The organism is Streptomyces sp. NPDC004126, assembly GCF_050275515.1.
Lineage (GTDB): Bacteria > Actinomycetota > Actinomycetes > Streptomycetales > Streptomycetaceae > Streptomyces.
Genome location: NZ_JBNNPF010000010.1, coordinates 137,836 through 161,833, shown reverse-complemented (window position 1 = coordinate 161,833; position 23,998 = coordinate 137,836). Strand labels below are relative to the sequence as shown.

Sequence of the window (23,998 nt, the reverse complement as noted above, 5' to 3'; positions counted from 1 at the left end):
CGCCGACGCTTGCCCGCGAGGGTGTTCCAGCGTGTCACCGAAGTCGCGGGCGGGCATCCCGGCCGGACGCTCTGCGGGGTCCGGTGTCCCGGCGGGCGGGTGCGTCTTCGGGTCAGCGCTGTCCGCTGCCCGCCTGCGGCGGGGCGAACCGGACCCCGGTGAGTTCCTCGGAGAGGTTCCAGAGCCTGCGCGCCCGCGCGTCGTCGAGGGCGTACTCGCTGCGGCGTGCGGGTGCCGGGTGGCCGCGCAGCTCGCCGCGGCCGTCCGGGCCGGTGTAGCTGTCGCCGGGCAGCGACTGGGTGGCGGCGTAGAGGGAGGGCAGTGCGCCCATGGTGTCGGGCTGGGCGACCAGGCGGTTGGCGACGGCCATCATCAGGCGCTGGCCCGCTCCGGCCGTCCGCCCCTGGAGGCTGGTGGCGGCGTAGCCGGGGTGGGCGGCGTGCGCGGTCACGCGGGAACCGGCCGCCGTCAGCCGCTTCTGGAGCTCACGGGTGAAGAGCAGGTTGGCCAGCTTTGACTGCTGGTAGGCCCGCCAGGGGCTGTAGGAGCGTTCGGAGCCGATGTCGTCGAAGTCGATGTCCACGCCGGGTCTGCGGTGGGCGTTGGAGGCCACGGTGACGATCCGGTCGGTGATGTGCGGGAGCAGGAGGTTGGTGAGGGCGAAGGGGCCGAGGTGGTTGGTGGCGAGCTGCATCTCGAACCCGTCGGCGCTGCGCGCCTCGGGGACGGCCATGATGCCGGCGTTGTTGACGAGGACGTCCAGGGGGCGGTCCCAGGCGTCGGCGAAGGCGCGGACGGAGGCGAGGCTCGACAGGTCCAGTCGGCGCACCTCGGTGCTGCCGGGCAGGGTCGAGGCCACGTCCCGGCCCCGAGCGGTGTCGCGGACGGCGAGGACCACATGGGCTCCCGCACGGGCCAGCTCCCTGGCCGTGACGGTGCCGAGGCCGCTGGTGGCGCCGGTGACGATGACGGTCCTGCCGGTCAGCGGGGGAAGGTCCGCGGCGGTCCATGGGGTGCGGTTCGGTGTGCTCATGCTTCCACGCTGGCACCCCGCCCCTCATGTTGTCAATGGAAACATTGTTTCCATTGGAAACTTCCTGGCGTACGCTGGCCCCATGCAGGAGCAGAGCTACCACCACGGCAACCTCAGGACCGCCCTGCTCGAGGAGGCGGAGCGCTCGGTCATCGCGCACGGTGCCGCCGCGCTGTCCCTGCGGGAGATCGCCCGGGCCATCGGCGTCAGCCACACCGCACCGCGGCGGCACTTCGCCGACCGGACCGCCCTGCTGGACGCCGTGGCACAACGGGGCTTCGACACCCTCGGGCTGCGGCTCGCCGAGGCCATCTCGGCGGCCGAGCCCGCCTTCGAGGCGCGGCTGCGGGCCCTCGCCCACACGTACGTCGACTTCACGGCAGGGCGGATGCCGCTCGTCGAGCTGATGTACGCGAGCAAGCACGGGGCCGAGACCATGGCGGCGCCCGCCGCCGCGCGCGCCGCGTACGCGGTGCCGTACGCCGTCATCGAGGAGGCCGCCCGCGCCGGCCAGCTCGCGGACGGCCTCGGCACGCAGGCCGCGGCCCGCCTGGTCTTCGCGGCGGTCCACGGACTCGCCGTCCTGCTCAGTACCGGCATGATCGCCTCCGACGACACGCCGGACGTCGTGAACGCCTCGGTCGACGGCCTCCTGGGAGGCCTGAGCTCCACGGAACCGCGCATCGCCCGGCCCGCCCGAGCGCGTCCGGAGCAGCGCGCCCACTGTCTGCCACACCACGGGCCCGGACCCGAGAGATCGCAGGCAGCGCGTCGGTGACCTCCAGGTGCCCTACGGCTGAGCCGAAGGCCCCACCCGCTCGGACGCGGGCCCTCCGACCGGCGCCGCGCAGCAGCCGCCGCCGTTGCCCTGCTCCGTGGTGGCGGGGTGGTCGAAGAGGCCCGCGCCGCCGCAGACTCCGGTCTCCGGGAGGGTGAGTTCGACGCGCTCGGCGGCCTCGTGGTCGCCGGCGAGGTGGGCGGCGACCGAGCGGACCTGCTCGTAGCCGGTCATGGCCAGGAACGTCGGGGCGCGGCCGTAGGACTTCATGCCGACGAGGTAGAGGTCCTTCTCCGGGTGGGAGAGCTCGGCCTGGCCGTGGGGGTGGACGGTGCCGCAGGAGTGCTGGTTGGGGTCGATCAGCGGGGCCAGGGCGAGCGGTGCCTGCAGGCGTTCGTCCAGGTTCAGGCGGAGCTCGTCCAGGAAGGACAGGTCGGGGCGGAAGCCGGTCAGCACGATGACCTCGTCCACCGCGTCCAGGCGGCGGCCGTCCTCACCCACCAGGACCGGGCGGCCGTCCTCGGCTCGCTCGACGGCCTCGGTGCGGAAGCCGGTGGCGGCGTCGGCGTACCCGTTGTCGACGGCGGCCTTGGCGGCGAGGCCGAGGGCGCCGCGGGCGGGGAGCCGGTCGGCTTCGCCGCCGCCGAAGGTGGAACCGGAGATGCCGCGGCGCAGGATCCAGGTGGCATGGGTGCCGGCCCCGTCGTCGGTCTTGGCGAGGTCCGCGAGGTGGGCGAGGGCGGTGAAGGCGGAGGCGCCGGAGCCGATGACGGCGGTGCGCTTGCCCGCGTACCGGGCCCGGACCGCGGGGACGGTGAGGTCGGGGACGCGGTAGGCGATCCGGTCGGCCGCCGCCTTCTCGCCGAGGGCGGCGAGGCCGCCGGCGCCGGCGGGGCCCGGGGTGGACCAGGTGCCGGAGGCGTCGATCACCGCGCGGGCGAACAGACGCTCCTCCCGGCCGTCGCGGGTCTCGATGTGGACGGCGAAGGGCTGTGCGTCGCGGTCGGCGTCGACGATCCGGTCCCGGCCGGCACGGGAGACGCCGGTGACGCGCGCCCGGTATCGCACGCGGTCGCCCAGGGCGTCGGCGAGGGGCTGGAGGTAGAGGGCGGCCCAGTCCCCACCGGTCGGGTAGGACGCCTGGGCGGGCTTGACCCAGCCGGTGGGGGCCAGGAGCCTCTCGGCGGCCGGGTCCACGACCTCGCCCCAGGTGGAGAACAGGCTCACGTGCGACCACTCGCGGGTGGCCGTTCCCGCGTGCGGGCCGGCCTCGAGGACGAGCAATTCCAGGCCCCGCTCGTGGAGGTGTGCGGCGGCGGCCAGGCCGACGGGACCGGCCCCGATCACGACGACGGGCAGCTCGTTCATGACGACTTCCTCCGTGTTTCGATATTTGTCGATGTCTTGCGCGATCAGCGTGGCACTTGTTTCGACAAGCGTCAACATAGACATTTATCTAATTCCCGGGCGGAGCGCCGGGTCGCGGACTCGCGCGCACCGGGCGGCGCAGGTTCGCTGCGCAATGGCCCTTCGGCACCGTCCGCCCTACCGGGTTGATTCGACATGTGTCAACATAGATACATGTCGAATGCGAAGGTTCTGCCGCTCCTGGAGCCCGACATCGTCGCGTGCTGCCCGCCGCTCAACGAGCGCCCCATGTCCGCCGACGAAGCCGAGGCCGCGGCGAAGATGTTCAAGGCTCTCGGCGACCCGGTCCGGCTGCGCCTGTTCTCGGCCGTCGCATCCCACGAGGGCGGTGAAGCGTGCGTGTGCGACATCTCCGATGTCGGCGTCTCCCAGCCGACGGTCTCCCACCACCTGAAGAAGCTCAAGGAGGCCGGGCTGCTCTCCTCCGAGCGGCGCGGGACATGGGTGTACTACAAGGTCGAGCCCTCCGCACTCGCCGCCATGGGCGCACTGCTGGCCGGCGCCGCCAAGTCCTCCGCGTAAGGCCGGTACGGCTCGCGGCGCATCGCGGGACGTCGTCCTGCCGGAGTGCCGTTGCCGTTGCCGTTGCCGGCTGGTGATGTGAACCGATCCGCGGCTTCGGGCACATGGGCCGGGTTCGGGGTGCGGGATTCGGCTACTGCCGTTCCCGGACGGCAGACGGCCGCGCCAACGCCCCTCCGTGGACCGGGCGGCGCAGGTGACGGTCGGCGGCAAGCCCGGCCCGCCCGCCGCCGATCACCACCGCGGCCGTGCGCATCATGCCGTCGAGGACTCCTCGGCGGCCTCTCCCCGGCCGTTCATGAAGATCAGGGCGACCAGGGCGAGGCCGACGACCGTGCCGAGCAGCTGCATGCCGATGAACCCGGCCACCGAGGACGGCGCGATGCCGGCGAAGGTGTCGGTGAACGCCCGGCCGATCGTGACGGCGGGGTTGGCGAAGGAGGTGGAGGAGGTGAACCAGTACGCCGCACCGATGTAGGAGGCCACCGCGACAGGCGCGAAGCGCAGCCGGTCGGTCTTGGCCAGGCCGAAGATCAGCAGGATCAGGCCCGCGGTCGCCACGACCTCGCCGAGGAGGAGGGTGGCGGCGGAGCGGTCGTGGGTGGACCACCTCACCAGCGGCTCGCCGAACATCGCGTCCGCCAGGATCGCGCCCGCGATCGCACCGGCGATCTGCGAGGGCACGTAGACGGCGAGTTCGCGGGCGTTGACGCCGGCGCCGCTGCGGCGGGCCGTCCACCACTCCGCCAGCGTGACGGCCGGGTTGAAGTGCGCCCCGGAGACCGGACCGAGGAGCGCTATCAGGACGCCGAGGCCGAAGACGGTGGCGGTGGAGTTGGCCAGCAGCTGCAACGCGACGTCGTCGGTCAGCTTCGCGGCCTGGATGCCGGAGCCGACCACGATCGCGACCAGGGCGGCGGTGCCGACCACCTCGGCGGCGGCGCGGGCGACCAGCGGCGTACGGGGCGGGGCCGCGCCGGGCGCGGGCCGGGGCACGTCGGCGGCTGTCGCGGACTGGGCTGCGGGGGCGGCGGCGACGGGCTCGGGGGCGGTCAAGACAGGTTCTCCTCGGGCAGGTGAGGCAGGTCGGGCAAGGCCGCGGGGGGCCTACGGGCAGGACCGCTTGAGGTTCGCCGCGGCGGTGGCGCGCGCGGTGGCCGCGAGGTCGGCGAACTGGCCGGCGAGCGCTTCGATGACCTCCGGGCGCAGCCGGTAGTAGATGAACCTCCCGCACGGCTCGGTGTCCACGACCCCGGCCTCGCGCAGCACCTTCATGTGGTTCGAGAGGTTCGTCTGCTTGGCACCCGTCTCCTCCACTAGGTGGGTGGTGCACAGCGTCTCCCGCGCGAGGAGGGTCACGATCTTGAGCCTGAGCGGGTCGGCCAGGACCCGGATCAGATCAGCGTCGACTGATGTCATCATCCGCTGATACTGTCACATCACTAATGGCTGATACCAGCCCCGGCTGAACCGTACGGCCGCCCGCCGGCGTTCCGCAGCCGCCCGCCATCCGGAGGAAATGCCGATGCCCGCGAACCCGCTCGCGTCCGTCCTGTTCGTCTGCATCCACAACGCCGGCCGCTCCCAGATGGCCGCGGGCTTCCTGCGCCACCTCGCCGGCGACCGCGTCGAGGTCCGCTCCGCCGGCTCGGTGCCCGGCGACCGGATCAACCCCTCCGCGGTCGCCGCCATGGCCGAGCTCGGGATCGACATCTGCGGCCAGACCCCGAAGGTGCTGACCCCCGAGGCCGCCCAGGCCTCCGACTACATCATCACCATGGGCTGCGGCGACGCCTGCCCGTACTTCCCCGGCAAGACCTACCTCGACTGGCAGCTCGAAGACCCCGCCGGCCAGGGCGTCGAAGCCGTCCGCCCCATCCGCGACGAGATCAGAACCCTCGTGGAGGGCCTGATCGCCGAAATCGACGCCGAGCGGCAGGCGTAGGCGAAGCAGCGAGCGGTACGCGGCGGAATGGGCTCTTGGCCGGTGCCGCCGGTAGGCGGGCGCCCGCGGCCCGGCGGCAGGGGGCCCGTGTTCCGTCAGTGGGTCAGGGCCGTCTTGAGGACGACGATCATCAGGCCGAGCAGGAGGCTGACGGCCGCCACCATCCAGACGAGGCGCCGGGGCGCGCCGGCCCGGACCGCACCGGCCACCGCCCAGCCCACCTGGCCGGCCAGCGCCACGGAGAGCGCGAACCACATGGTCCCCGCGACGTCGAAGCCGAGCAGCCCGCTCACCGCGACCGAGGCGGCGGGGGGCACGGCCGCCTCGACGATCGCCCTTTCCTCGGCGCACACCTTGCGGAACTCGGCCCAGGTCAGCGGCTCGTTGGCCAGGGATACGCCGAAGAGGTGGGCGAAGACGTGCGCGGCCCAGAACACGGCGGCCGTGCCGAGCAGCAGCACGGCCAGCTCGATCTTCGGGAAATGCCCGAGGCTGCCCGCTCCGACGATCACGGACGCGGCGAGCAGGGAGCCGTACACGGCCCCGGAGTAGTCGGCCCGGGCCGCGCCGGCGGCGTGTCGGCCCCAGTGCCTGCGCCCTTCCGGGTGGTCGCGCGTTCCCCCCTGGACGGGGCCCCCGCCGACGGCCGTCCTGCCCATGGTCAGGGCGAGCCTGCGCACCCCGGCCCAGTCGACGGGCACCCCCGACCGGAGGCCGGGCCTGTGGCGCGGGACGAGGACCCGCAGGGCGCCGGGATCCACGCGGCAGTGGACGGGTGCGGGCATGGTCAGCGACTCGCCGTCCACGCCGACCCGTACGAGCGGGGCCTCCGAGTCGACCACGACCTCGCGGGTGCTCAGCGAGGTCAGTCCGCCGGAGCGGCCGTGCCGGAGGATGCCGACGGCCTGCGCGGCGTTGTGCACCTCCACGCTGAGGACGCCGAGCGTCCCGGTGTCCATGCGGGTGCGGCGTCCCAGTCCCACCACGTCCCCCCTGCCGTAGGGGTTGTTGCTGACGAGCACCGCCTGCGGTTCCCGGACGGTCGTGCCGTCGGCGCGCACGCTCAGCCGGGGCCCGCTGTGGCGCGCGAGCAGGTCGGGCAGCAGCGCCAGGATGGTGTGGACCTTGTCGTCGCGGTAGGCGGGGCTCTGGACGACCTCCGCGTAGGTCCCGAAGGAGGCGCTGTTGACGAAGACCCGGTCCTCGATCCGGCCGAGGTCCACCCGCAGTTCCACCCCGTCGCTGAGGGCGTCCAGGCAGGCCGCCGGGTTCTTCCGGTCGAGCCCGAGGTCCATCGCGAAGTGGTTGCGCGTGCCGGCGCTGACGACCAGGAACGGGACGTCCCGGTCGGCGGCCACGCCGGCGACCAGGGCCTGAGTGCCGTCCCCGCCGGCGACCCCGAGGAGGTCGGCGCCCCGGTCCACCGCCCGGTGGGCGAGGCCGGCGACGTCTTGGGGGTGGTCGGGGTCGAGGAGCACCACTTCGGCGCCCAGGGCCTCGGCCTTCTCCCGCAGGCGGTAGGTGCCGACCTTCCCGCCCCCGGAGCGCGGGTTCATGATGAGGAACGGCCGTTCCGGCCGCCGGGCCGGCCGCTCGGGCATCCGGGACCGTCCCTCGTCGGCGAGCGCGGCCCGTCCGGCGGCCACCGCCAGGGCCCACAGGAGGACCGCGCAGAGGACCACCCAGAGCAGCCCGGCGCGGAGATACCAGACGGCCACGACGGTGGGCGCCGCCAGGAGCAGGACCGCCGCCAGCCACCTCACGGGCCCTCGGTGGGCCAGCACCAGCCAGACGGCCGCGGCCGTCATGCACACGCCGGCCAGGCCCACGGCCACGAGGGCGAGGCTCCGGAAGCCCGCGAAGACCAGCATGACGATCAGGGCCGCCGCACCGGAAAGCAGGGCCAGACGCGCCTTGGCGTGCATGCTCACGTCGCGATCCTCCGCTCGACCGGAATCTTGCTTCCGGTCTCCATTGAGCGCCGGGACGGGTGGGCACGCATCCCACGGCCCGGGCGACCCCGGCCCGGCCCGGACGACGTGGGCGGCCGGCGCAGAAGGCCGGGCGACGGCTCACCCCCCTCAGGAGCCGGCGGTGAGTTCGTCGTGGACGTACTTCGCCATCTCCATGCCGCGCGGCTTCGCCACGGCCGGTGCGGGTGCGGATGCGGATGCGGACGCGAAGGGTACCTCGACCATCATCTCGTAGGAGACCTGCACGAGCATGTTGTCGACGCGGAACATCACGTGGGCGTAGCCGTAGTCCTTGCCCGTCGGATTGGACACGCAGAGCTCGTCGGCGAAGTCGTGGAGCCGCGGGACGCTCTTGTAGAAGGAGCCCGTGCGCTCCCCTTCGAAGGCCGTCGCGCCGTAGGCGCCGGACGAGAAGCGGAGCAGCGTGACGCTGACGTCGGCACCCCAGGGGTGGTCGGCCCAGTAGCCGTCCGTGCTCCACCGGCAGGCGTACGCCTCGATCAGCCCGCCGAACCGGCCGGGGTTGGGTACCGAGTTCTCTTCCTTGCCGGCGTCCATGTCGGGAATGATCGAGCTCGACCGGCGGCCCACCTTGTCGCAGATCCTGGGGATGCTCTGGTACCGCGCGGTGGGGGTCGGGCTCGGGGTGGGCGTCGGACTGGGGCTGGGCGCAGGGCTCGGGCCGGCGCTGGTGACGAGGGCCGGGGAGGACGTGGCCGGGGAGGGCGTGGCCGGGGAGCTCGCGGTGGTCGGCTGCCGACCTGCGTCCCCGCGGGCCTGCGAGACCACGTACGGAAGGACGGCGCCCACCGCGAGCAGGAGAGGAGCGACCAGCGCCACGACGGCCTTGCGCTTCAGGACCGGCCTACTCGGCAGGTCCTGGCGATCGAGCGTCATGGTCCCGGCGGCAGCCCGCAGTTCCGTGGCGGCCCTGGCGGCGTCGGTGCGCAGTTCGGGATCGCGGTCCAGCAGGCCGGTGATCGTCGGTGCCAGTACCCCCGCGCCCGTCATGGGCTCGGGGTCGCGGGTCATGACCGCAGCGACCGCGGCCCCCACGTTGTCGGCGGGGTAGGCCGGCCGGCCCTCGACGGCGAAGTAGAGCGTGGCGCCCAGGGACCACATGTCCGCTGCGGGGCCCGGTTCGGCACCTGCCAGTCGCTCGGGGGCGATGTAGCCCAAGGTGCCGACCAGCGCCTTGGTCCGGGGCGCCGTGCCATCGGCGACCGACGCGATCCCGAAGTCGGTGAGCACGGCCCGGCCCTTGTCGTCGAGCAGCACGTTCTGCGGCTTCACGTCGAGGTGCAGGACCCCGCCGTCGTGTGCCGCCGACAGCGCGTTCACCAACTGGCCGCCGATTTCGGCGGCCCTCTGCGGACCCAGCGGGCCGTTGGCCTTGACTTCCCGGTCGAGGGAACGCCCGTCGACGAAGCGCATCACGATCCACGGCTGCCCGTCCTCTTCGAGGACGTCGTGCACCGCCACGATGCCCGGGTGTTCGAGCCGGGCGATCGCCCTGGCTTCGCGCATGGCACGCACGCGCAGCCTGGACTGCTCCTCGGCGTCGAAGCCGGCCGGCAGGTGGAGCGCCTTCACCGCGACCGTGCGGTGCAGTCTCCGGTCGTACCCTCGCCAGACCGTGCCCATCCCGCCCGCGCCGATCGGCTCGGGCTCCAGCACGTACCGGCCGTCGGCGAGGCTCCGTTGTCCGCTCACGGCCACACCTTACAACTGCCCTTATGGAGCGTTGAGTTGAGTTTGGTCCGGGAGTCGTGCCGGGAGGGCGGGACCCGGGCGCCGCCTTCGCGGAGGGCCTGTTCGGCCAGGGTCAGGAGGCGCCGGCCGTTCTGGCGTTCGTCGAGGTCAGCCGCCTCGCGCAGCCGGTCGCGGGCGCGTCCGCGCTCTCCCGCGGCGTGGAGTTGGCGCCCCTGGGCGAGGAGGCCTCGACCGGTTCCGCTCGACCGGGGCGGCGGGAGCGCCGGGGCCCGAGGTCCCGGCGGGCACCGGCGCCGGGGCCGCGGTTCACTGGAAGGTGCCAGAAGCTGCCGCACACGCGCTCCGGGAGGCTTCCGTGGACACCCGCACGCCGCCCCGTTTCGACCCCACCCGCGTCCCCCACCTCCTGGGTTCGTTCGCACCGGTGACCGAGGAGGTCGACGTCGCCGAACTGGAGGTGACGGGCGAGATCCCGGCGGCCCTCGACGGCCTCTACCTGCGCAACGGGCCCAATCCCCGCTTCACGCCGATCGGCTCCTACCTGTACCCCATCGACGGCGACGGCATGCTGCACGGGGTGTGGCTCTCGGAGGGCCGCGCCCGCTACCGCAACCGGTTCGTGCGTACCCCGGCGCTGGAGGCCGAGGAGCGGGCCGGGCGGGCGTTGTGGGGAGGTCTGGAGTCGATGATCGTGCCGGACGCGCAGCAGGTGGGGCCCGAGCTGGCGGGCACGTTCCGGGACCTGCCCGACATCAACGTCGTACGGCACGGGAACCGGGTGCTGGCCCTCGCCGAGTCGGCCTGCCCGTACCGGGTCGGCGGCGGCCTGGAGACGCTCGGCCGGGAGGACTTCGGCGGGGCCCTGCCCGCGGGGATCACCGCCCACCCCAAGATCGACCCCGTCACGGGCGAGATGGTCGTCTTCTGTTACGCGCTGGAGCCGCCGTACCTGACCTGGTCCGTCATCGGGCGCGACGGCGGCGTCACCCGCGGGCCCACGCCCGTCGACGGCGTGGACGAGCCGATGATGGTCCACGACATGGCCCTGACCGGCCGCTACGCGGTGCTCGTCCTCGCGCCCGCCTTCTTCGACCTCCCTGCGGCCATGGCGGGCGGGTCGTTCCTGGCCTGGCGGCCCGAGCGCGGTACCCGGCTGGTCCTCATCCCGCGCGACGGCGGACCGCCGCGCTGGGCGCACGACGAGGCGTTCTGGCTGTGGCACACGGTGAACGCCTACGACGACGGCCCGGGCGAGGACGCCCCGGTGGTCCTGGACTTCGTGCAGTGGAGCCGGCTGACCGTCGGCGCCGGACCGGGGACGGGAGAGCCGGTCACCGGGGGCCTGGCCCGCGCGCGCATCGATCCGGTGGCGGGCAGCATGACCCGCGCCCTGCTGGACGAGGCCCGGGTGGAGTTCCCCCGGATCGACGACCGGCTCATCGGCCGTCGCCACCGGCACGTCGCGCTGGCCACCTCGACGGGGCGCACGGAGCTGCTGCCGGGAGAGTACGACGCGGTGCGGTTCCACGACGTCCGGACCGGGGCGGCCCAGGTCTGGGACGCCGGGGACCTGTCGGTCGGCGAGCCGGTCTTCGCACCCGAGCCGGGCACGGATTCCGACGGGCGGGGCTACTGGCTGACCTTCGCCACCGACCGCACCGACGGGGCGAGTTGGTTCCTGGTCGTGCCCGCCGAGGACCCGGGATCCGGGCCGGTGGCGCGGGCCCGGATCCCCGTACGGGTCCCGCTCGGCCTGCACGGCAGCTGGCTGCCCGCCGACGGCACCTGAAGCCCCCGGCCCGGGGCGTCGGCCGGGGCGTTCAGGACGTGCCGGTGCCCGTCAGGAGGTCGGCGAGTCCGGCAGGACGGCTGAGGGCGACGCAGTGGCCGGCCGCGATCTCCTCCGGGACCAGTGCGAGACGTTCCCGCACGAGCCGGCGCAGGAAGTCGGGCGGCAGGACCCGGTCCTCGGTGCACAGCACGAACCTGGTCGGTGCGGCCGGCCAGGCGGTGAGCGGCCACGGCTGGGCCCATGCCGTCGGCGACGGATGGGCGCGATCCCTGCTCATCGCCTCCTCGGCCAGCTCGCGGGGGACGTCGTGGTAGAAGGCGGTGTACGGGTCGTCGTTGCCGGTCAGGCCGCCGTCCCGGCCGGCCTGGTACCGGACGGCCTCCGCGTGGCCGGTGGCGCTCCACCACTCCTCCGGTGACTCACCCGGTGCGGGGACCATTCCGGCGACCAGGACCAGCGACGCGACGGGGCGGCGGGCGGCGACCAGGGACGCGGTGTAGGCGCCGAACGAATGCCCCACGACCACCGGGTCGCGGTGGCCGGCGACGGCCTCGGCGGCGGCGTCGGCGTAGTCGTCGAGCGTCAGGGAGTCGTCGCCGTCCGGGAGGTCCGGCGCCACCGCCTCGTGCCCCCGGGCCCGGAGCTCCTCCACGAGGAGGTGCCAGTACCAGCCGACGTCGCCGCCACCGTGGATCAACAGGAACGTGCTCACAGAAGGCCTCCCACCCGGTCACGGCCCGCGCACGGGGCGGGCGGCCAGTCCGTCCGGGACGGGCTCCAGGCCGTGGTCGAACTCGGCACCGTACCCGAACCCGGGCCCGAGGACGTGGTGTTCGGCGAACCCGGCCGGGTCCGGGTACCCGCCCGCCGGGAAGGCCGCGGGGAAGTCGCCGGCGGCGCCTTCCACGTGGCGGACCGACATCGGCTCCACGCCGAGCCGCTGCGCCGGAACCCCTGATCGTCGGCGAGGGCGGTCCCCTCCGCGAGGACCCGGGGCCGGCTGAGGTGGGCAGCCGGGCGGCACCTCCCGCGTCGTCCCGTAGGCGCGGGGCCGAGCAGCGTCGTCATGCACGGCGTGACATCGTGGTGGCGTGACCTTCGAAGTGCGCCCCGCATCGGTGTTCGAGGACGTCCAGACCCTGGTCGGCCCGAAGTCCGCTGGTGCCAACGTCTGCTGGTGCCTCAGCTACCGGATCCCGTCCAAGCTCAACAACGAACTCCGCGGGCCGGCCCGTGGTGAGTACGTCGGCGAGCTGTGCCGCGTGCAGCCCGCGCCGGGGGTGCTCGCCTATGACGGCGACGAGCCGGTCGGCTGGGCTGCCGTGGCACCGCGTTCGGACACGTCCTTCGCCCGTAGCCGCACCATCCCGCGCTTCGACGACCTGCCGGTGTGGTCGCTGTGGTGCATCCGCGTACGCCCCGGCCATCGCAAGCAGGGGGTCTCGCACGCCCTGATCGCCGGGGCGGTCGAGTTCGCCCGCTCCCACGGCGCACCGGCGATCGAGGCATACCCCCTGGACAACGGGGACACCCGCGTCGACACGACGATGGCGTACGCCGGGATCCGGAAGAACTTCGAACGCGCTGGATTCACCCACGCCGCCGACACCACCTCGGTGCTGGCCGGTCACCCCCGGGTCCTCATGCGGCTCGACTTGCGCTGACCGATCCGTCTCGGGCCTTGGCGGCCGGTTCCACGGGCCGGCCCGCTCGTACTCGTGCAGAAGGGCCGGCCGTGAACGACGGCCGACCCTTCGAGCGAGCCGCGCGTCAACACGGTTTCACTGTGAAGGCCCTGGTCATTCGCGTTCGCCGACCCGCTCGCCATGAAGACGTGCTGACGGCGACGGGGATCCAGACGTTCGGAGGGGTTGCTGGAGGTGAGGGGTTCAGGGGGGCGACCGGCTCCTCCCCGGAGGGAGCCCGCAGAGTGGCGCAGGCGTCGGTCAGCCAGAACTGCTGGTCGCACGCGCTGACCTCCAACGAGCGGAAACGGCGGAGCAGGTTGGTGTCCGCCACCTCGCGGTTGCGCTCCACGGGGGAAACGAGCGCTGTTGGGGTTGAGGTTGTTGACCCGACGGCCGCAGCGGTCAGGCCAGGGACACCCCGCGTCCGGCGAAGAACTCGGCGAACGTGGTGATCGGCAGGCGGGCGCTGCGGGCCTGTTCCGTGTGACCGGACGGGTTGCGGAAGTACACGGTGTCGCCCTGGCGGCCGGTGACGAGTACGAGGTGTCCGCCCTTGCCGGGGGCGGGGTTCTCGGGGCGGCGGATCTCCTTGTGCACCGAGGCCATGACCATCCGCCCGCGGTCGAGCAGGGCGAGGAGGCCGGACGCCGTCAGGGTGGGGTGGACTTCGGCGTGCAGGGGGTGGACGTCGTGCACGTACCGGGCGAACGGGGCGTAGATCAGGCCGTGGATCGCTCCGCTGTCCGGGTCTTCGGTGTAGGCGCCGTACTTCCGGGCGCCGTCGAGGAGCTCGAACGGGGTGGGCGCTTCCCCGGTGCGGGCGAGGAGGGCCATGCGCAGGCAGGCGATGCCGCACATGTGGCCGCACCAGGTGCGGTAGGTGTCGGGGTCGGGGGCGCCGCTCTCGGCCCAGCGGGGATCGTCGCCCTGGTCGCGGCCTTCGTAGACGATCGCGGGGATCAGGTCCGGGCTGGCGTACTGGGTGATGGTGGGGAAGGGGCGCAGGTCAGGCATGTGCGGGGTCCTCGCAGTGGGTTGGCCGGCTGGCTGATGAGCCGGTGGAGGGTGGACGGGGCCGGGCCTCCTCCGGAGATCACCACCCCGATGGTGCCCGACTCGTGGAGCCGCCCTCCGGAGAGGTGGCGAGGGCTTTGTGCGCCAATCGCGGAGGCAGCCGCACCCGAGCCGAACTGGTCGGCGTCGAGGGGTCTGTTCGTGCGGCCCTGGCGTTCGGGGACTCCCATGCGGCGCGGCCGGCGGCCGGCGAGCGGCGAACGCGCCCGGCCACTGGTCCTCCCGCCGGACACGACGGCGATCCGGGCAGACTCGCAGGATACTCACGGTCTGCAATGGATTGGGATGGTTTCGCACCTACGGCTTCCGGAGGCGATACGGTCGAAGGGCTGGACCGGGCGGCGGCGCGCTGCCGTACCGGACGGGTCCTGCTGATTCGGAGTGCGTCACGTGATCCCCCTTTCGCTGGAATCCGTCGCCGCCGCCGTCGGCGGCCGGCTGTGCGACGTGCCGGATGCGGCCCTGCTCGTGACCGCGCCGGCGACCGTCGACTCCCGCACGGTCGAGCCGGGTGGCCTCTTCGCCGCGCTGGGCGGTGAGCACGCCGACGGGCACGCCTTCGCTGCCGAAGCGGTGCGGGCCGGGGCCGTCGCGGTCCTCGCCGCCCACCCGGTCGGTGTTCCGGCCGTCGTCGTCGACGACGTGCTCGACGCGCTCGCCGCGCTGGCCAGAAGGGTGCTGGCCGCAGCGCCGCAGGCGATGGTGATCGGGCTGACCGGATCGGCGGGCAAGACCAGCACGAAGGACCTGATCGCGCAGGTGCTCCCCGATCACGGGCCGACGATCGCCACGGTGAAGTCCTTCAACGGCGAGATCGGGATGCCCTTGGCCATCACCCACCTGGACCGGGACGTGCGGTACCTCGTGCTGGAGATGGGCGCCCGCGGCATCGGCCACATCGCCCGCCTGACACGCATCGCCCCGCCGGCGGTCGGCCTGGTCCTGAACGTGGGGACCGCGCACATCGGCGAGTTCGGCGGCCGGGAGCAGATCGCCCAGGCCAAGGGCGAACTCGTCGAAGCCCTCCCCGCCAAGGGCATCGCCATCCTCAACGCCGACGACCCGCTGGTTGCCGCCATGGCCTCCCGTACCCGCGCCCAGGTCATGACCTTCGGCACCGCACGGGGCACCGACGTCCAGGCGGTCGACGTGAGGCTCGACTCGGAGGGCCGGGCCTCCTTCACCCTCGTCGCCGCCGGCTGTGACGCGCGGGTCGGCCTGAACCTTCACGGCCCGCACCACGTGTCCAACGCGCTGGCCGCTGCGGCCGTCGCGATCGGGCTGGGCGCCGACGTGGAGAAGACGGCCGACGCACTCTCCCGCGCGGTGCCGGTGGCGTCCGGTCGCATGGAGGTCACCGACCGGAGCGACCGGGTACGGGTCATCAACGACGCGTTCAACGCGAACCCCGATTCGATGAAGGCAGCGCTGACCGCCCTCCAGGCCATGAGCGGCGGCCGGCGGACCATCGCGGTCCTGGGCGAGATGAAGGAGCTCGGCGCCGCCGCCGTCGACGGGCACCGGCAGGTCGGCCGCCTCGTCGCCGCCGCGGGCGTGGACGTGCTGGTCTCCGTCGGCGGCGCCGACGCCCAGGCGATGGCCGACGCCGCCCAGGACGACGACCCGGGCCTGACGGTGTTCGGCGCCCGCGACCGGGACGACGCCCTGACCCTGGCCCGCGACCTGATCGAGCCCGGCGACATCGTGCTGGTGAAGGGCTCCCACAGCGTCGGTCTGGAGCACACCGCCGAGCGGCTGGCCCAGCCGGACACCGTGGGCGGCTAGGACGGCGCTCAGCGGCCGGGCCGAGGGCTCTGTGCGGCCGTCGCCGACCGCCTCGGCGGTGGCCGCCGAACCGGCCTCCCGGAACCAGGTCCCGGACACGGTTGGGGTCTTGTGCCGTCCGGCCTCGGGCGAAGACGGCTGCGCCGGCTTCGTCACGGATCAGGGAGTCCTGGCCGAGGGACCCTGCAACGGCCTCGGATTCCTGCGGGAATCCGCAGAAGCCGTGATCACGGATCGCTTCTGTACCTACTGGTATGTACAGTGATCGTATGAGTACTCAGGAGCGGCTGATCGAGTCCACCCGCGAGCTGCTGTGGGAGCGCGGCTACGTGGGCACCAGCCCCAAGGCGATCCTGGAGCGCGCGGGCGCGGGCCAGGGCAGCATGTACCACCACTTCCAGGGCAAGCCGGACCTCGCGCTGGCCGCGATCCGCCGCACCGCCGAGGAGCTGCGTGCCTCCGTGCGGAGCGTGCTGGAAGGGCCCGGGACTCCGTACGAGCGGATCCGGGCCTATCTGGAGCGCGAGCGCGACGTGTTGCGCGGCTGCCCCGTGGGCCGCCTGACGATGGACCCGGACGTGGTCGCGAACGCGGCTCTGCGGGCCCCGGTGGACGAGACGATCGCCTGGCTGCGCGAGCAGCTCGCCCGCATCGTCGAAGAGGGGCAGGAGCAGGGCCAGTTCGCCCGGTCCCTCGATGCGCGGGAGATCGCCGCGACGGTCCTCGCCACGGTGCAGGGGGGCTACGTCCTGGCCCGCGCGTCGGGCTCTCGCGCGGCCTTCGACTCGGGGGTACGCGGCCTGCTCTCCCTTCTTCGACCCGAGTTCTGAGGAGTTCCCCCCATGCACATCACGACCAAGCGACCCGACACCCTGCAGGGCCCGGCGGAGCACTTCACGGGCGCGGTGTGGCTGGACGAGTTGGCCGCCCCGGAGCCACCGTCCCGGCTGCGGATGTTCAGCGTGCACTTCGCCCCCGGCGCGCACACCGCCTGGCACCGCCATCCGCGCGGCCAGGTGCTGCACGTCCTGGAGGGCGAGGGGTTGGTCCAGCGCGAGGGCGGTGACGTCGTGGCGATCCGGGCGGGCGACACCGTGTGGATCGAGCCCGGCGAACGGCACTGGCACGGTGCCGCGCCCGGCACCTTCATGACGCATCCGGCCGTCGTGGAGGCGGCTGCGGACGGCTCGACCGTCGAGTGGCACGAGCACGTGGGCCACTACCCCGCTTGAGAGAGGAGCTCACCATGCACGCCATGCAGTACGAGATGACCCTGCCCGCCGGCTACGACATGGGCATCATCCGCGACCGCGTCTCCCGCCTCGGGCACGCCCTCGACGACTGGGACGGCCTCGGCTTCAAGACGTACCTGATGCGCGAGCGCGGGGTGAACGGTTCGCCGGTCAACCAGTACGCGCCGTTCTACCTGTGGAACACCATGGAGGGGATGAACACCTTCCTGTGGGGAGGCGCCTTCCAGGGGCCCGTCGACGACTTCGGGCGGCCCGGCGTCCGGCAGTGGACGGGCCTGGCCTACGAGGAGGGCGCCGCGGCCGGCTCCCCCGCCGCCGTCGCCGTGCGCCGGCGACAGGGGGTCCCGGAGGACGTGCCGCTGTCCGCGTTCATGGAGGACGCGGTGCGCGAAGCGGGGCGGCTCGCCTCGCGGGAAGGCGCCGTACTCGCCGCGGCCGCCGTCGACTCGCACCGCTGGGAGCTGGTCCACTTCTCGCTCTGGGACCACCACACGCCCGCCGCGTCGGGCGAGGTCTTCGAGGTGCTGCACGTGTCGGCGCCCGGGAGGCACGCACTGCCGCGCGGACGGCAGTGGTAGCCCGCGTCCGCACGGTCCTCGGCGACGTGCGCCCCGATGACCTCGGCGTGTGCGACGCGCACGACCACCTCTTCCTCCGCAGCCCGAGGCTCCCGGGCCGGGAACTGGACGACGTCCGGGCCGCGCGCTCCGAACTGGCCGCGTTCCGCGCCGCGGGCGGTGCGAGCGTGATCCAGTGGACGCCGTACGGCATGGGACGGCGTACCGCGGACCTGCCGCCCCTGTCCCGGGCGGCCGGGGTGCACGTGGTGTGCGCGACCGGGCTGCACCAAGCCGCCCACTACGAGCCGGAGTTCCTCGACGCGCTGCGCGGCGGCAGGCTCGCCGAGGTCTTCGTATCCGAACTGACCACGGGCATCGGCACATCGGGCGTCCGCGCCGGGCTCATCAAGGTCGCGGGCGGCTTCCACGCCCTCGACGCACACGCACGCTGGACGATGGCCGCCGCGGCCGAGGCCCACCACGGGACCGGCGCGCCCGTAGCCGTCCACCTGGAGCACGGCACGGGCGCACTCGACGTACTCGACCTGCTGTGTGACGAGCTGGAGGTCCCGCCCCACCGGGTGGTCCTCGGGCACCTCAACCGCTCACCCGACGGCACGGTGCAGCGCCAGGCCGCGGAGGCGGGCTGCTACCTGGCCTTCGACGGGCCCTCACTCGCCCATCACGCCACCGACTGGCGGATGCCCGACGCGGTGAAGGCGCTGGCCGACGCGGGCTTCGGGCACCGGCTGCTGCTCGGCGGGGACACCGTCGCCTCCGGGACCCGGTCGGTCGACGGCGGCCCCGGGATGCCGTACCTGCTGCGCAGGGTGCGACCCCGGCTGGCGGCCGCCGTGGGTGCGGAGCTGGTGGATCACGTCCTCACGCGGAACCCGGCGCGGGCCTTCGCCGTCGACTGGCCCTGAGCCGGTCGGTCCTTCGGCCGAGTCCTGCGCGGCGCGGGCCGGGTCGGCGGGCTGCACCGAACGCCGTACGGCCGCCGGTTCGCAACGACCTCAAGGTCAGTGGGCTCCAGCGGCAGGCCGAGCGTGCGTTCCCTTCCAGGCCGGTCCATCTTGTTCTGCCCCCTGCCGGCGGTGGCCTGTGTCGGTGTCGGGAAGCCGGTCGGCGTGGGGGCCGGGGTCAGGTCCGGTCGAGTTCGCCGGCGGTGGGGGTGAGGGCCCAGTCGAGGGCGAGGTCGGCTACGGCTTCCCAGCCCGGCTCGCCGCAGGTGTAGTGGCTGCGGCCGTCGAACAGCTTGTAGGCGGTGATCGCCTTCGAACGCTTGGCGTTCTTCTCGTAGTTCTCGCGCTGCACGGCGGGCGGAAGGATGTTGTCGTTGCCGCCGGAGATGAACAGGAGCGGTGCGCGGTCGTCGTTGGCGAAGTCGTACGCCGTCGCCGCGTGCGGGGTGAAGTTCGCGAATCCGCCCTGGAAGAGCATGCGGCCCGAGACCGGCACGGAGTAGCGGTCGTAGACGGCCTTGGACTCCTCCACCGTGAGGTTGTTCGTGAAGGCGTAGTGGAATTCCTTCTCGGTGATCGGCACCGCACGGCTCTTGTTGGCGGGGTTGTGCAGCACCGGGAAGGTCGCCTTGATCTCGCTGAAGGGCAGCGCCTTCACGCCCTTCACGGCCGCGCCGTCGATGGACACGCCCGCCGAGCCGTAACCGGCGTCGAGGAGGAGCTGGACGAAGGCCCCGCCGAACGAGTGCCCCATGATGACGGGCTTCGTGTCGAGCCCGCCGACGACCTGCTTGAGGTGGTCGAGGACCTCCGTCACGCCGAGGCCCTCCAGCGGGGACGGGTCGTCGCGCAGGGCCCGGACCCCGGTCGTGCCGGGCTGGAAGCCGGGGTAGCCGGGGGTGATCACCTCGAGTCCGCGCTGTTGGTAGCGGGTGACCCAGTTCTCCCAGCACAGTGGTGTCATCCAGAGGCCGTGGATGAGTACGACGGTGTCCGTGGCCGCTTCTCGTTGCACCAGTCTCACCCTGCTTCTCCCGGCCCAGGGGCCGTGCCCGCTGCCTGCCGGCTCGTCGTTCCGCCGATGCGGAAACGCTATGGGGGCGGCGGATGAGACGGGATGACCGACTCGCGGCGCTTTCGGCGGCGCCGGAGCCCCCGTCCGCGTCCGCGTCCGGGCGGGTGAGAGCGCGCGCCGTACCGGGCGGGCTCCGGCGGGCGGCGGACGATGGGCGGGTTCCCCGCCCTCCCCCTCCGACTCCGAGGAGTCCCGGTGCCCAGGATCACCACCAACGACGGCGTCCGCCTGCACTACTACGACGAGGGCGAGGGCCGCCCCGTGCTCCTCGTCTCGGGCTACGGCGCACCCGCCGACGACTGGGCCCTGCAGTGGGCCCCGCTCCGGGCGGCCGGGTACCGGGTGATCTCGCTGGACCGCCGCTGGCACGGCAGTTCCGACCGGCCCGCCTGGGGACAGCGGATGTCCCGGCACGGCAAGGACATCGACGACCTGCTCACCGCGCTCGGCCTGCGCGACGTCCTCGCCGTCGGGCAGTCCATGGGCGCCAACAGCATCTGGGCCTACGCCAGTCTCGCGGGCACGGCACGGCTGGCCGGGATCGTCACCGTCGACCAGACGCCGAGCATGGTCAACACCGCCGACTGGCCGTTCGGCTTCTACGGCCTCACCGAGGAGAACCTCGGTACGTTCTTCTCCTCGCCCGGGGCCTTCGCCACCGGCCGCGGACGCGCCTGGCCCGATCCGGCCGCTGTCGACACCGCGATCAGGGAGGCGGGCGGACGCGGCGCCGAGAGCCTGATCACCCCCGACACCCGTCCCCTGCTCCTGGACCACTCCCGCCAGGACTGGCGGGACGTCGTCGCCCGCGCCGAGGTGCCCGTACTCATCACCGCCGGCGCGGACAGTCAGTTCTGGCCCGCCGAGCACGCCGCCGCGACCGCGGCCCTCAACCCGCGCGCCACCTCGGCCGTCTTCGCGGACGCCGGCCACAGCTGCCACCTCGACCGGCCCGAAGCCGTCGCCGACCGCATCGTCGAGTTCGCCGGCACCCTCGGGGCCCCCTCCCGGCGGACCGGTCCCCGGTAGTCCCCGAGGCGGATCCCGCCTCTCGCGCCGGTGCGACACACACCCCGTCGGACGGATGACCGAACAGGGCACGTCCGTTCGTGCGTGCCGAGCCGTGAGGGTGAGCGCGCGCTGCCGTGATCAAGCCATTCGGCAGGCGCGCGGCATGGGCCGCCGGGAACCGGGGCACCGATGCCCGCGTGCCCATCACAGACGAGACACAGCACTTCACGGCCCTCTCCGCCCTGCTGACCGGATTCGACGAGGCCGCCCTGGAAGCGACCGGACTGGCCGAGGTCTACCGGGCCGTGGCAGCGCGGCGGCTCGGCGCCGAGCGGTACGGGCTCCTGCTCGGCGCCTCGCGGGCGGGGTGGGACGCCGATGCCGTGGACGGGGAACTCCGCGACGCCGCCCGGGAAGTGGCGTTCCTCTGGTACACGGGCAGCTGGCCCGGAACCCCGCCGGTCCTGGTGTCCGCACGCGCCCATGCCGAGGCCCTGGTCTGGAAGGCGGCCGGCCTCACCGCTCCCGCCGCCGACCCCGGCGGGCACGGGAGTTGGGCCGGACCGTCCACCGCCGCGGCCGGGCGGAGCGGCCGGTGACGGCGTACGACGTCATCGTCGTCGGCGCCGGCGTCGCGGGCTCGCTCGTCGCGGACCGGCTCGGCCGGCTCGGCCGGCGGGTCCTGGTCCTTGAGGCGGGTACGTCCGCCGCCGGCACCGGCGACGCGGACCCCGACCCCCTCACCGCCTATCTGACGGCCGCGGGCCAGCTGCCCGGCTCACCCTTCCAGCCCCATCCGGCGGCCCCCTGGCCCCAGGTGGCGGACCTCTCCGGCACCGACGGCACCGACGGCAGCCCTGGCTTCCGGGCCGCCGGGCACCTGCGTCAGGACGGCCCGCTCCCCTACGCCAGCGCCTACGTGCGCGCCAACGGCGGGACCGGGAACGTGTGGACCGGTCTCACGCCGCGCATGCTCCCGGAGGACTTCGACACCGAGGCCTTCGGGTACGGCCGGCGCTGGCCGATCACCTACGACGAGCTGGAGCCCCACTACCGGGCGGCCGAGGAGGAGCTGGGGGTGTCCGCCGACGTCGCGGAGCAGCGCGAGCACGTCGGCCTCCCCTTCCCCGAGGGCTACGTCTTCCCCATGCGCGCCCTGCCCGCCGCGCGCCTGGACCGCCTCATGGCGGCCCGCCTCGACGGGCGCCGCGTCAAGGACCCCGTGGCCCTGCGGGAGGTCGGGCTGAAGGTGGTCGGCACCCCGCACGCGCGCAACGGCGTCCCGGAGCCCGCGTACGACGGCGGCCGCGGCTACGTGCCGCGCGGCCGGGACGGCCGGCCGGATCCGGGCAGCCGCTGCGTGGGCAACGCGACCTGCATCCCGCGCTGCCCCTCGTACGCCAAGTACACCCCGCTCAAGACCCAGGGGCGCTGGAGCTCGACCGTCACGCTCCGGGACCGGTCCGTGGTGAGCCGGGTGCTCGTCGACGGGCGGGGGCGGGCCACCGGCGTGGAGTACCGCTCGTACACGGGGGAGGCGCACGTCGTGCACGCCGACGTCGTCGTGCTCGCCGCCCACGCCGTGGAGAACGCCCGCCTGCTGCTCCTGTCCGGACTCGGCGGCCGCAGCGGCCAGGTCGGCCGCAACCTCATGGACCATCCGGTCCTGCTGACCTGGGGCCTGCTCCCCGAGGACACCGGCCCGTACCGGGGGCCCGGCTCGGTCTCCGGCCTCGAAGGCTTCCGCGGCGGCCCGGCCCGCCGGCTGCGCGCGCCGTTCCGCGTCGAGTTCGGGACCTGGGGCTGGATCTGGGCGAACGGGCCCGTCGACACCGACGTGCACCACTTCCTCACCGGACGCGGCCTGTTCGGGGCCGGCCTGCGGCGGGCCGTCGGGGACCGGGTCCGGCGCCAGTTCACCCTCCAGTTCGAGATGGAGCAGGGCGCCGACCCGGCGAACCGGGTCACCCTGCACCCGTCCGAGCGCGACGCGCTGGGGCTGCCCCGCCCGCTGGTCACGTACGACCTCGACGACCACGTGAAGGACGGGATGGCCGCGGCGCGGGCCGTCTCGGAGCAGGTGTTCGCGCTGCTCGGCGCCGAGGACCACACGGACTACACCCCGGCGGAGGCCTGGCCGGGCCGCTTCGAGCACGGTGGGCGCACCTACGGCTACCGCGGTGCCGGCCACGCCGCCGGGACCCACGTGATGGGCGACTCCCCCACGACGTCGGTGGTCGACGCGTGGCAGCGCTGCTGGGAGCACCCCGGGCTGTACGCGGTGGGCTGCGGGAGCATGCCCTCGGTGGCCACCTCCAACCCGACGCTGACGATGGCCGCACTGGCCCTGCGCAGCGTGGAGCGCGTCGAAGCGGACCTGGCGGCCCGTGACCGCCCCGCCTCCCTCCGCACCCCGCAGCCCCACCCTCAGGCCCAACCGCCGGCCGGCGCAACGGCCCCGTCCAGAGGAACGACGCCATGAGCGACCCCCTGCCCCTGCCCCCCGTACCGGAGCCCTTCCGGCTGCCCTTCCACTACGGGGCCCTGCACCAGATCGGCATCGACTGGCTGGTCGAACCCGAGCCGGTCCGCGAGCTGCTCGCCAAGCACCACCCGGACCTGACCGCGGCCGCGTTCGAGGACGGGCGGGCGCTGGTGTCGGTCAACTACCAGCTGTACTTCGCCCAGTACGCGTTCGGCGGCGGCGTCACGCAGGAGATCGAGCTGAACGTGATCGCCTTCCCGACCGCCGAGCGCGGCAGGCTGCCGCGGCTGGACTACGCCCAGTACGCGCAGGGCTGGGACCAGACGAAGCTGCTCGGCATCGCCCGGATGCACGTCGTGTGCGACAACCCCTTCGCCATCCGGGCCGGGCGCGAGCTCTACGCGGAACCCAAGTACCCGGGCTGGTTCGAGGTCGGCCTGCCCTCCCTCAACGGGCCCGCCGGCGACACCTGGAACGTGCGGTGCAAGGCCGCGTCCCTGGGCCCGGGCGACACCCTGGAGCAGGACGCGGCCCCGCTGCTCGACGTCACGGCGAGACTGGACGGGCTCACCGCCGTCGCCGCCAACTCGGCGCCGGTCACCGGCTACGGCACCGACCAGGAAGGGCGCCTGCTCGCCGGACCCATGAACCTCTACCAGCCGTACCGCTGGTACGACCTGTCCGCCGCCGCCCACTCCGGGCGCACCCGGCTGCACGTCCACGCCCCGGACAGCGACCTCGGCCGGGACGTCCGTGCCCTCCTCGGCGACGAGGCCCCGTCCGCCGCCGGCGCGTGGACCTGCCAGTCTCCGCCCGTGGCCGCCCACAACCGCCCGTACTACCTGCCGACGGGGCCCCGCTCCTGACGGCGATCCCCCTCTCCGGAATCCCCGGCCTGCCGTGCGGAGGTGGGCCGCG

The 23,998-nt window shown here is 73.6% G+C and carries 24 protein-coding genes; 14 read left to right on the top strand and 10 right to left on the bottom strand.

What is annotated here, in order from left to right:
• Positions 1 to 112 precede the first annotated feature (112 nt).
• Positions 113 to 1,033 (bottom strand): oxidoreductase, encoded by a 921-nt coding sequence (locus tag ACQKM2_RS12665; protein ID WP_427708938.1) that lies wholly within the window; start codon positions 1,031 to 1,033, stop codon positions 113 to 115.
• 82 nt (positions 1,034 to 1,115) lie between these two features.
• Between ACQKM2_RS12665 and ACQKM2_RS12660 the strand changes: the two genes are divergently transcribed.
• Positions 1,116 to 1,811, top strand: coding sequence for a TetR/AcrR family transcriptional regulator (locus tag ACQKM2_RS12660; RefSeq protein WP_427708936.1), 696 nt, complete (start codon positions 1,116 to 1,118; stop codon positions 1,809 to 1,811).
• A 12-nt stretch (positions 1,812 to 1,823) separates the two neighbouring features.
• On the opposite strand, the gene ACQKM2_RS12655 is transcribed toward ACQKM2_RS12660, so the two are convergent.
• The gene (locus ACQKM2_RS12655) at positions 1,824 to 3,179 is read right to left on the bottom strand and encodes an FAD-dependent oxidoreductase (RefSeq protein WP_427708934.1); all 1,356 of its coding nucleotides are present in this window, start codon (positions 3,177 to 3,179) and stop codon (positions 1,824 to 1,826) included.
• 213 nt (positions 3,180 to 3,392) lie between these two features.
• Between ACQKM2_RS12655 and ACQKM2_RS12650 the strand changes: the two genes are divergently transcribed.
• Positions 3,393 to 3,761, top strand: a complete 369-nt coding sequence (locus tag ACQKM2_RS12650) for an ArsR/SmtB family transcription factor (RefSeq protein ID WP_427708932.1) — start codon at positions 3,393 to 3,395, stop codon at positions 3,759 to 3,761.
• Between the two features lie 255 nt (positions 3,762 to 4,016).
• On the opposite strand, the gene ACQKM2_RS12645 is transcribed toward ACQKM2_RS12650, so the two are convergent.
• Positions 4,017 to 4,817 carry an aquaporin gene (locus tag ACQKM2_RS12645; RefSeq protein ID WP_427708930.1) on the bottom strand — a complete coding sequence of 267 codons (801 nt, stop codon included), beginning with the start codon at positions 4,815 to 4,817 and terminating at the stop codon, positions 4,017 to 4,019.
• Positions 4,818 to 4,868: 51 nt separating this feature from the next.
• Positions 4,869 to 5,183: an ArsR/SmtB family transcription factor gene (locus tag ACQKM2_RS12640; RefSeq protein WP_427708928.1), complete on the bottom strand. Its 315-nt coding sequence runs from the start codon at positions 5,181 to 5,183 to the stop codon at positions 4,869 to 4,871.
• A 103-nt stretch (positions 5,184 to 5,286) separates the two neighbouring features.
• Between ACQKM2_RS12640 and ACQKM2_RS12635 the strand changes: the two genes are divergently transcribed.
• Complete coding sequence (locus ACQKM2_RS12635; protein ID WP_427708926.1) at positions 5,287 to 5,706, top strand: arsenate reductase ArsC; 420 nt, start codon at positions 5,287 to 5,289, stop codon at positions 5,704 to 5,706.
• Between the two features lie 95 nt (positions 5,707 to 5,801).
• Here the strand turns inward: ACQKM2_RS12635 and ACQKM2_RS12630 are convergent, their stop codons facing one another.
• Complete coding sequence (locus ACQKM2_RS12630; protein ID WP_427709001.1) at positions 5,802 to 7,631, bottom strand: diacylglycerol/lipid kinase family protein; 1,830 nt, start codon at positions 7,629 to 7,631, stop codon at positions 5,802 to 5,804.
• A 156-nt stretch (positions 7,632 to 7,787) separates the two neighbouring features.
• Positions 7,788 to 9,392: a serine/threonine-protein kinase gene (locus tag ACQKM2_RS12625; RefSeq protein ID WP_427708925.1), complete on the bottom strand. Its 1,605-nt coding sequence runs from the start codon at positions 9,390 to 9,392 to the stop codon at positions 7,788 to 7,790.
• Positions 9,393 to 9,747: 355 nt separating this feature from the next.
• On the opposite strand from ACQKM2_RS12625, the gene ACQKM2_RS12620 reads away from it, so the two are divergent.
• Positions 9,748 to 11,181, top strand: coding sequence for a carotenoid oxygenase family protein (locus ACQKM2_RS12620; protein WP_427708924.1), 1,434 nt, complete (start codon positions 9,748 to 9,750; stop codon positions 11,179 to 11,181).
• 31 nt (positions 11,182 to 11,212) lie between these two features.
• Here the strand turns inward: ACQKM2_RS12620 and ACQKM2_RS12615 are convergent, their stop codons facing one another.
• Positions 11,213 to 11,896, bottom strand: a complete 684-nt coding sequence (locus tag ACQKM2_RS12615; RefSeq protein WP_427708922.1) for an alpha/beta fold hydrolase — start codon at positions 11,894 to 11,896, stop codon at positions 11,213 to 11,215.
• Positions 11,897 to 11,914: 18 nt separating this feature from the next.
• Positions 11,915 to 12,106: a hypothetical protein gene (locus ACQKM2_RS12610; RefSeq protein WP_427708920.1), complete on the bottom strand. Its 192-nt coding sequence runs from the start codon at positions 12,104 to 12,106 to the stop codon at positions 11,915 to 11,917.
• Positions 12,107 to 12,275: 169 nt separating this feature from the next.
• Between ACQKM2_RS12610 and ACQKM2_RS12605 the strand changes: the two genes are divergently transcribed.
• The gene (locus tag ACQKM2_RS12605) at positions 12,276 to 12,848 is read left to right on the top strand and encodes a GNAT family N-acetyltransferase (RefSeq protein WP_427708918.1); all 573 of its coding nucleotides are present in this window, start codon (positions 12,276 to 12,278) and stop codon (positions 12,846 to 12,848) included.
• A gap of 426 nt (positions 12,849 to 13,274) precedes the next feature.
• Here the strand turns inward: ACQKM2_RS12605 and ACQKM2_RS12600 are convergent, their stop codons facing one another.
• Positions 13,275 to 13,886, bottom strand: a complete 612-nt coding sequence (locus ACQKM2_RS12600; protein ID WP_427708916.1) for a C39 family peptidase — start codon at positions 13,884 to 13,886, stop codon at positions 13,275 to 13,277.
• Between the two features lie 450 nt (positions 13,887 to 14,336).
• On the opposite strand from ACQKM2_RS12600, the gene ACQKM2_RS12595 reads away from it, so the two are divergent.
• The 5 genes from ACQKM2_RS12595 to ACQKM2_RS12575 all read left to right on the top strand — a co-directional run bounded on the left by ACQKM2_RS12595 (position 14,337) and on the right by ACQKM2_RS12575 (position 18,470).
• Complete coding sequence (locus tag ACQKM2_RS12595; RefSeq protein WP_427708915.1) at positions 14,337 to 15,731, top strand: UDP-N-acetylmuramoyl-tripeptide--D-alanyl-D-alanine ligase; 1,395 nt, start codon at positions 14,337 to 14,339, stop codon at positions 15,729 to 15,731.
• A 254-nt stretch (positions 15,732 to 15,985) separates the two neighbouring features.
• Positions 15,986 to 16,561: a TetR/AcrR family transcriptional regulator gene (locus ACQKM2_RS12590; RefSeq protein ID WP_427708913.1), complete on the top strand. Its 576-nt coding sequence runs from the start codon at positions 15,986 to 15,988 to the stop codon at positions 16,559 to 16,561.
• A gap of 12 nt (positions 16,562 to 16,573) precedes the next feature.
• Positions 16,574 to 16,963, top strand: coding sequence for a (R)-mandelonitrile lyase (locus ACQKM2_RS12585; RefSeq protein WP_427708912.1), 390 nt, complete (start codon positions 16,574 to 16,576; stop codon positions 16,961 to 16,963).
• 14 nt (positions 16,964 to 16,977) lie between these two features.
• Entirely contained in the window at positions 16,978 to 17,562 is a 585-nt protein-coding gene (locus ACQKM2_RS12580; protein WP_427708910.1) for a DUF4865 family protein, read from the top strand.
• Positions 17,556 to 18,470, top strand: coding sequence for a phosphotriesterase family protein (locus tag ACQKM2_RS12575; RefSeq protein ID WP_427708909.1), 915 nt, complete (start codon positions 17,556 to 17,558; stop codon positions 18,468 to 18,470). The genes ACQKM2_RS12580 and ACQKM2_RS12575 overlap by 7 nt, the downstream gene beginning before the upstream one ends.
• 217 nt (positions 18,471 to 18,687) lie before the next feature.
• Here the strand turns inward: ACQKM2_RS12575 and ACQKM2_RS12570 are convergent, their stop codons facing one another.
• Positions 18,688 to 19,524 (bottom strand): alpha/beta hydrolase, encoded by an 837-nt coding sequence (locus tag ACQKM2_RS12570; protein ID WP_427708907.1) that lies wholly within the window; start codon positions 19,522 to 19,524, stop codon positions 18,688 to 18,690.
• A gap of 255 nt (positions 19,525 to 19,779) precedes the next feature.
• On the opposite strand from ACQKM2_RS12570, the gene ACQKM2_RS12565 reads away from it, so the two are divergent.
• The 4 genes from ACQKM2_RS12565 to ACQKM2_RS12550 all read left to right on the top strand — a co-directional run bounded on the left by ACQKM2_RS12565 (position 19,780) and on the right by ACQKM2_RS12550 (position 23,946).
• Entirely contained in the window at positions 19,780 to 20,613 is an 834-nt protein-coding gene (locus ACQKM2_RS12565) for an alpha/beta fold hydrolase (protein WP_427708906.1), read from the top strand.
• A gap of 179 nt (positions 20,614 to 20,792) precedes the next feature.
• Positions 20,793 to 21,194, top strand: coding sequence for a hypothetical protein (locus tag ACQKM2_RS12560; protein ID WP_427708904.1), 402 nt, complete (start codon positions 20,793 to 20,795; stop codon positions 21,192 to 21,194).
• Positions 21,191 to 23,077 (top strand): GMC oxidoreductase, encoded by a 1,887-nt coding sequence (locus ACQKM2_RS12555; protein ID WP_427708902.1) that lies wholly within the window; start codon positions 21,191 to 21,193, stop codon positions 23,075 to 23,077. Before ACQKM2_RS12560 ends, ACQKM2_RS12555 begins: the two co-directional genes overlap by 4 nt.
• Positions 23,074 to 23,946, top strand: coding sequence for a hypothetical protein (locus ACQKM2_RS12550; protein ID WP_427708900.1), 873 nt, complete (start codon positions 23,074 to 23,076; stop codon positions 23,944 to 23,946). The genes ACQKM2_RS12555 and ACQKM2_RS12550 overlap by 4 nt, the downstream gene beginning before the upstream one ends.
• The last annotated feature ends 52 nt before the right edge of the window (positions 23,947 to 23,998 follow it).

What these genes read in the sequence shown, in the direction of transcription:
- ACQKM2_RS12665 (WP_427708938.1), bottom strand. Translation starts at nt 1,033, where the DNA reads ATGAGCACACCGAACCGCACCCCATGGACCGCCGCGGACCTTCCCCCG.
- ACQKM2_RS12660 (WP_427708936.1), top strand. Translation starts at nt 1,116, where the DNA reads ATGCAGGAGCAGAGCTACCACCACGGCAACCTCAGGACCGCCCTGCTC.
- ACQKM2_RS12655 (WP_427708934.1), bottom strand. Translation starts at nt 3,179, where the DNA reads ATGAACGAGCTGCCCGTCGTCGTGATCGGGGCCGGTCCCGTCGGCCTG.
- ACQKM2_RS12650 (WP_427708932.1), top strand. Translation starts at nt 3,393, where the DNA reads ATGTCGAATGCGAAGGTTCTGCCGCTCCTGGAGCCCGACATCGTCGCG.
- ACQKM2_RS12640 (WP_427708928.1), bottom strand. Translation starts at nt 5,183, where the DNA reads ATGATGACATCAGTCGACGCTGATCTGATCCGGGTCCTGGCCGACCCG.
- ACQKM2_RS12635 (WP_427708926.1), top strand. Translation starts at nt 5,287, where the DNA reads ATGCCCGCGAACCCGCTCGCGTCCGTCCTGTTCGTCTGCATCCACAAC.
- ACQKM2_RS12630 (WP_427709001.1), bottom strand. Translation starts at nt 7,631, where the DNA reads ATGCACGCCAAGGCGCGTCTGGCCCTGCTTTCCGGTGCGGCGGCCCTG.
- ACQKM2_RS12610 (WP_427708920.1), bottom strand. Translation starts at nt 12,106, where the DNA reads ATGTCGGTCCGCCACGTGGAAGGCGCCGCCGGCGACTTCCCCGCGGCC.
- ACQKM2_RS12600 (WP_427708916.1), bottom strand. Translation starts at nt 13,886, where the DNA reads ATGCCTGACCTGCGCCCCTTCCCCACCATCACCCAGTACGCCAGCCCG.
- ACQKM2_RS12590 (WP_427708913.1), top strand. Translation starts at nt 15,986, where the DNA reads ATGTACAGTGATCGTATGAGTACTCAGGAGCGGCTGATCGAGTCCACC.
- ACQKM2_RS12585 (WP_427708912.1), top strand. Translation starts at nt 16,574, where the DNA reads ATGCACATCACGACCAAGCGACCCGACACCCTGCAGGGCCCGGCGGAG.
- ACQKM2_RS12580 (WP_427708910.1), top strand. Translation starts at nt 16,978, where the DNA reads ATGCACGCCATGCAGTACGAGATGACCCTGCCCGCCGGCTACGACATG.
- ACQKM2_RS12550 (WP_427708900.1), top strand. Translation starts at nt 23,074, where the DNA reads ATGAGCGACCCCCTGCCCCTGCCCCCCGTACCGGAGCCCTTCCGGCTG.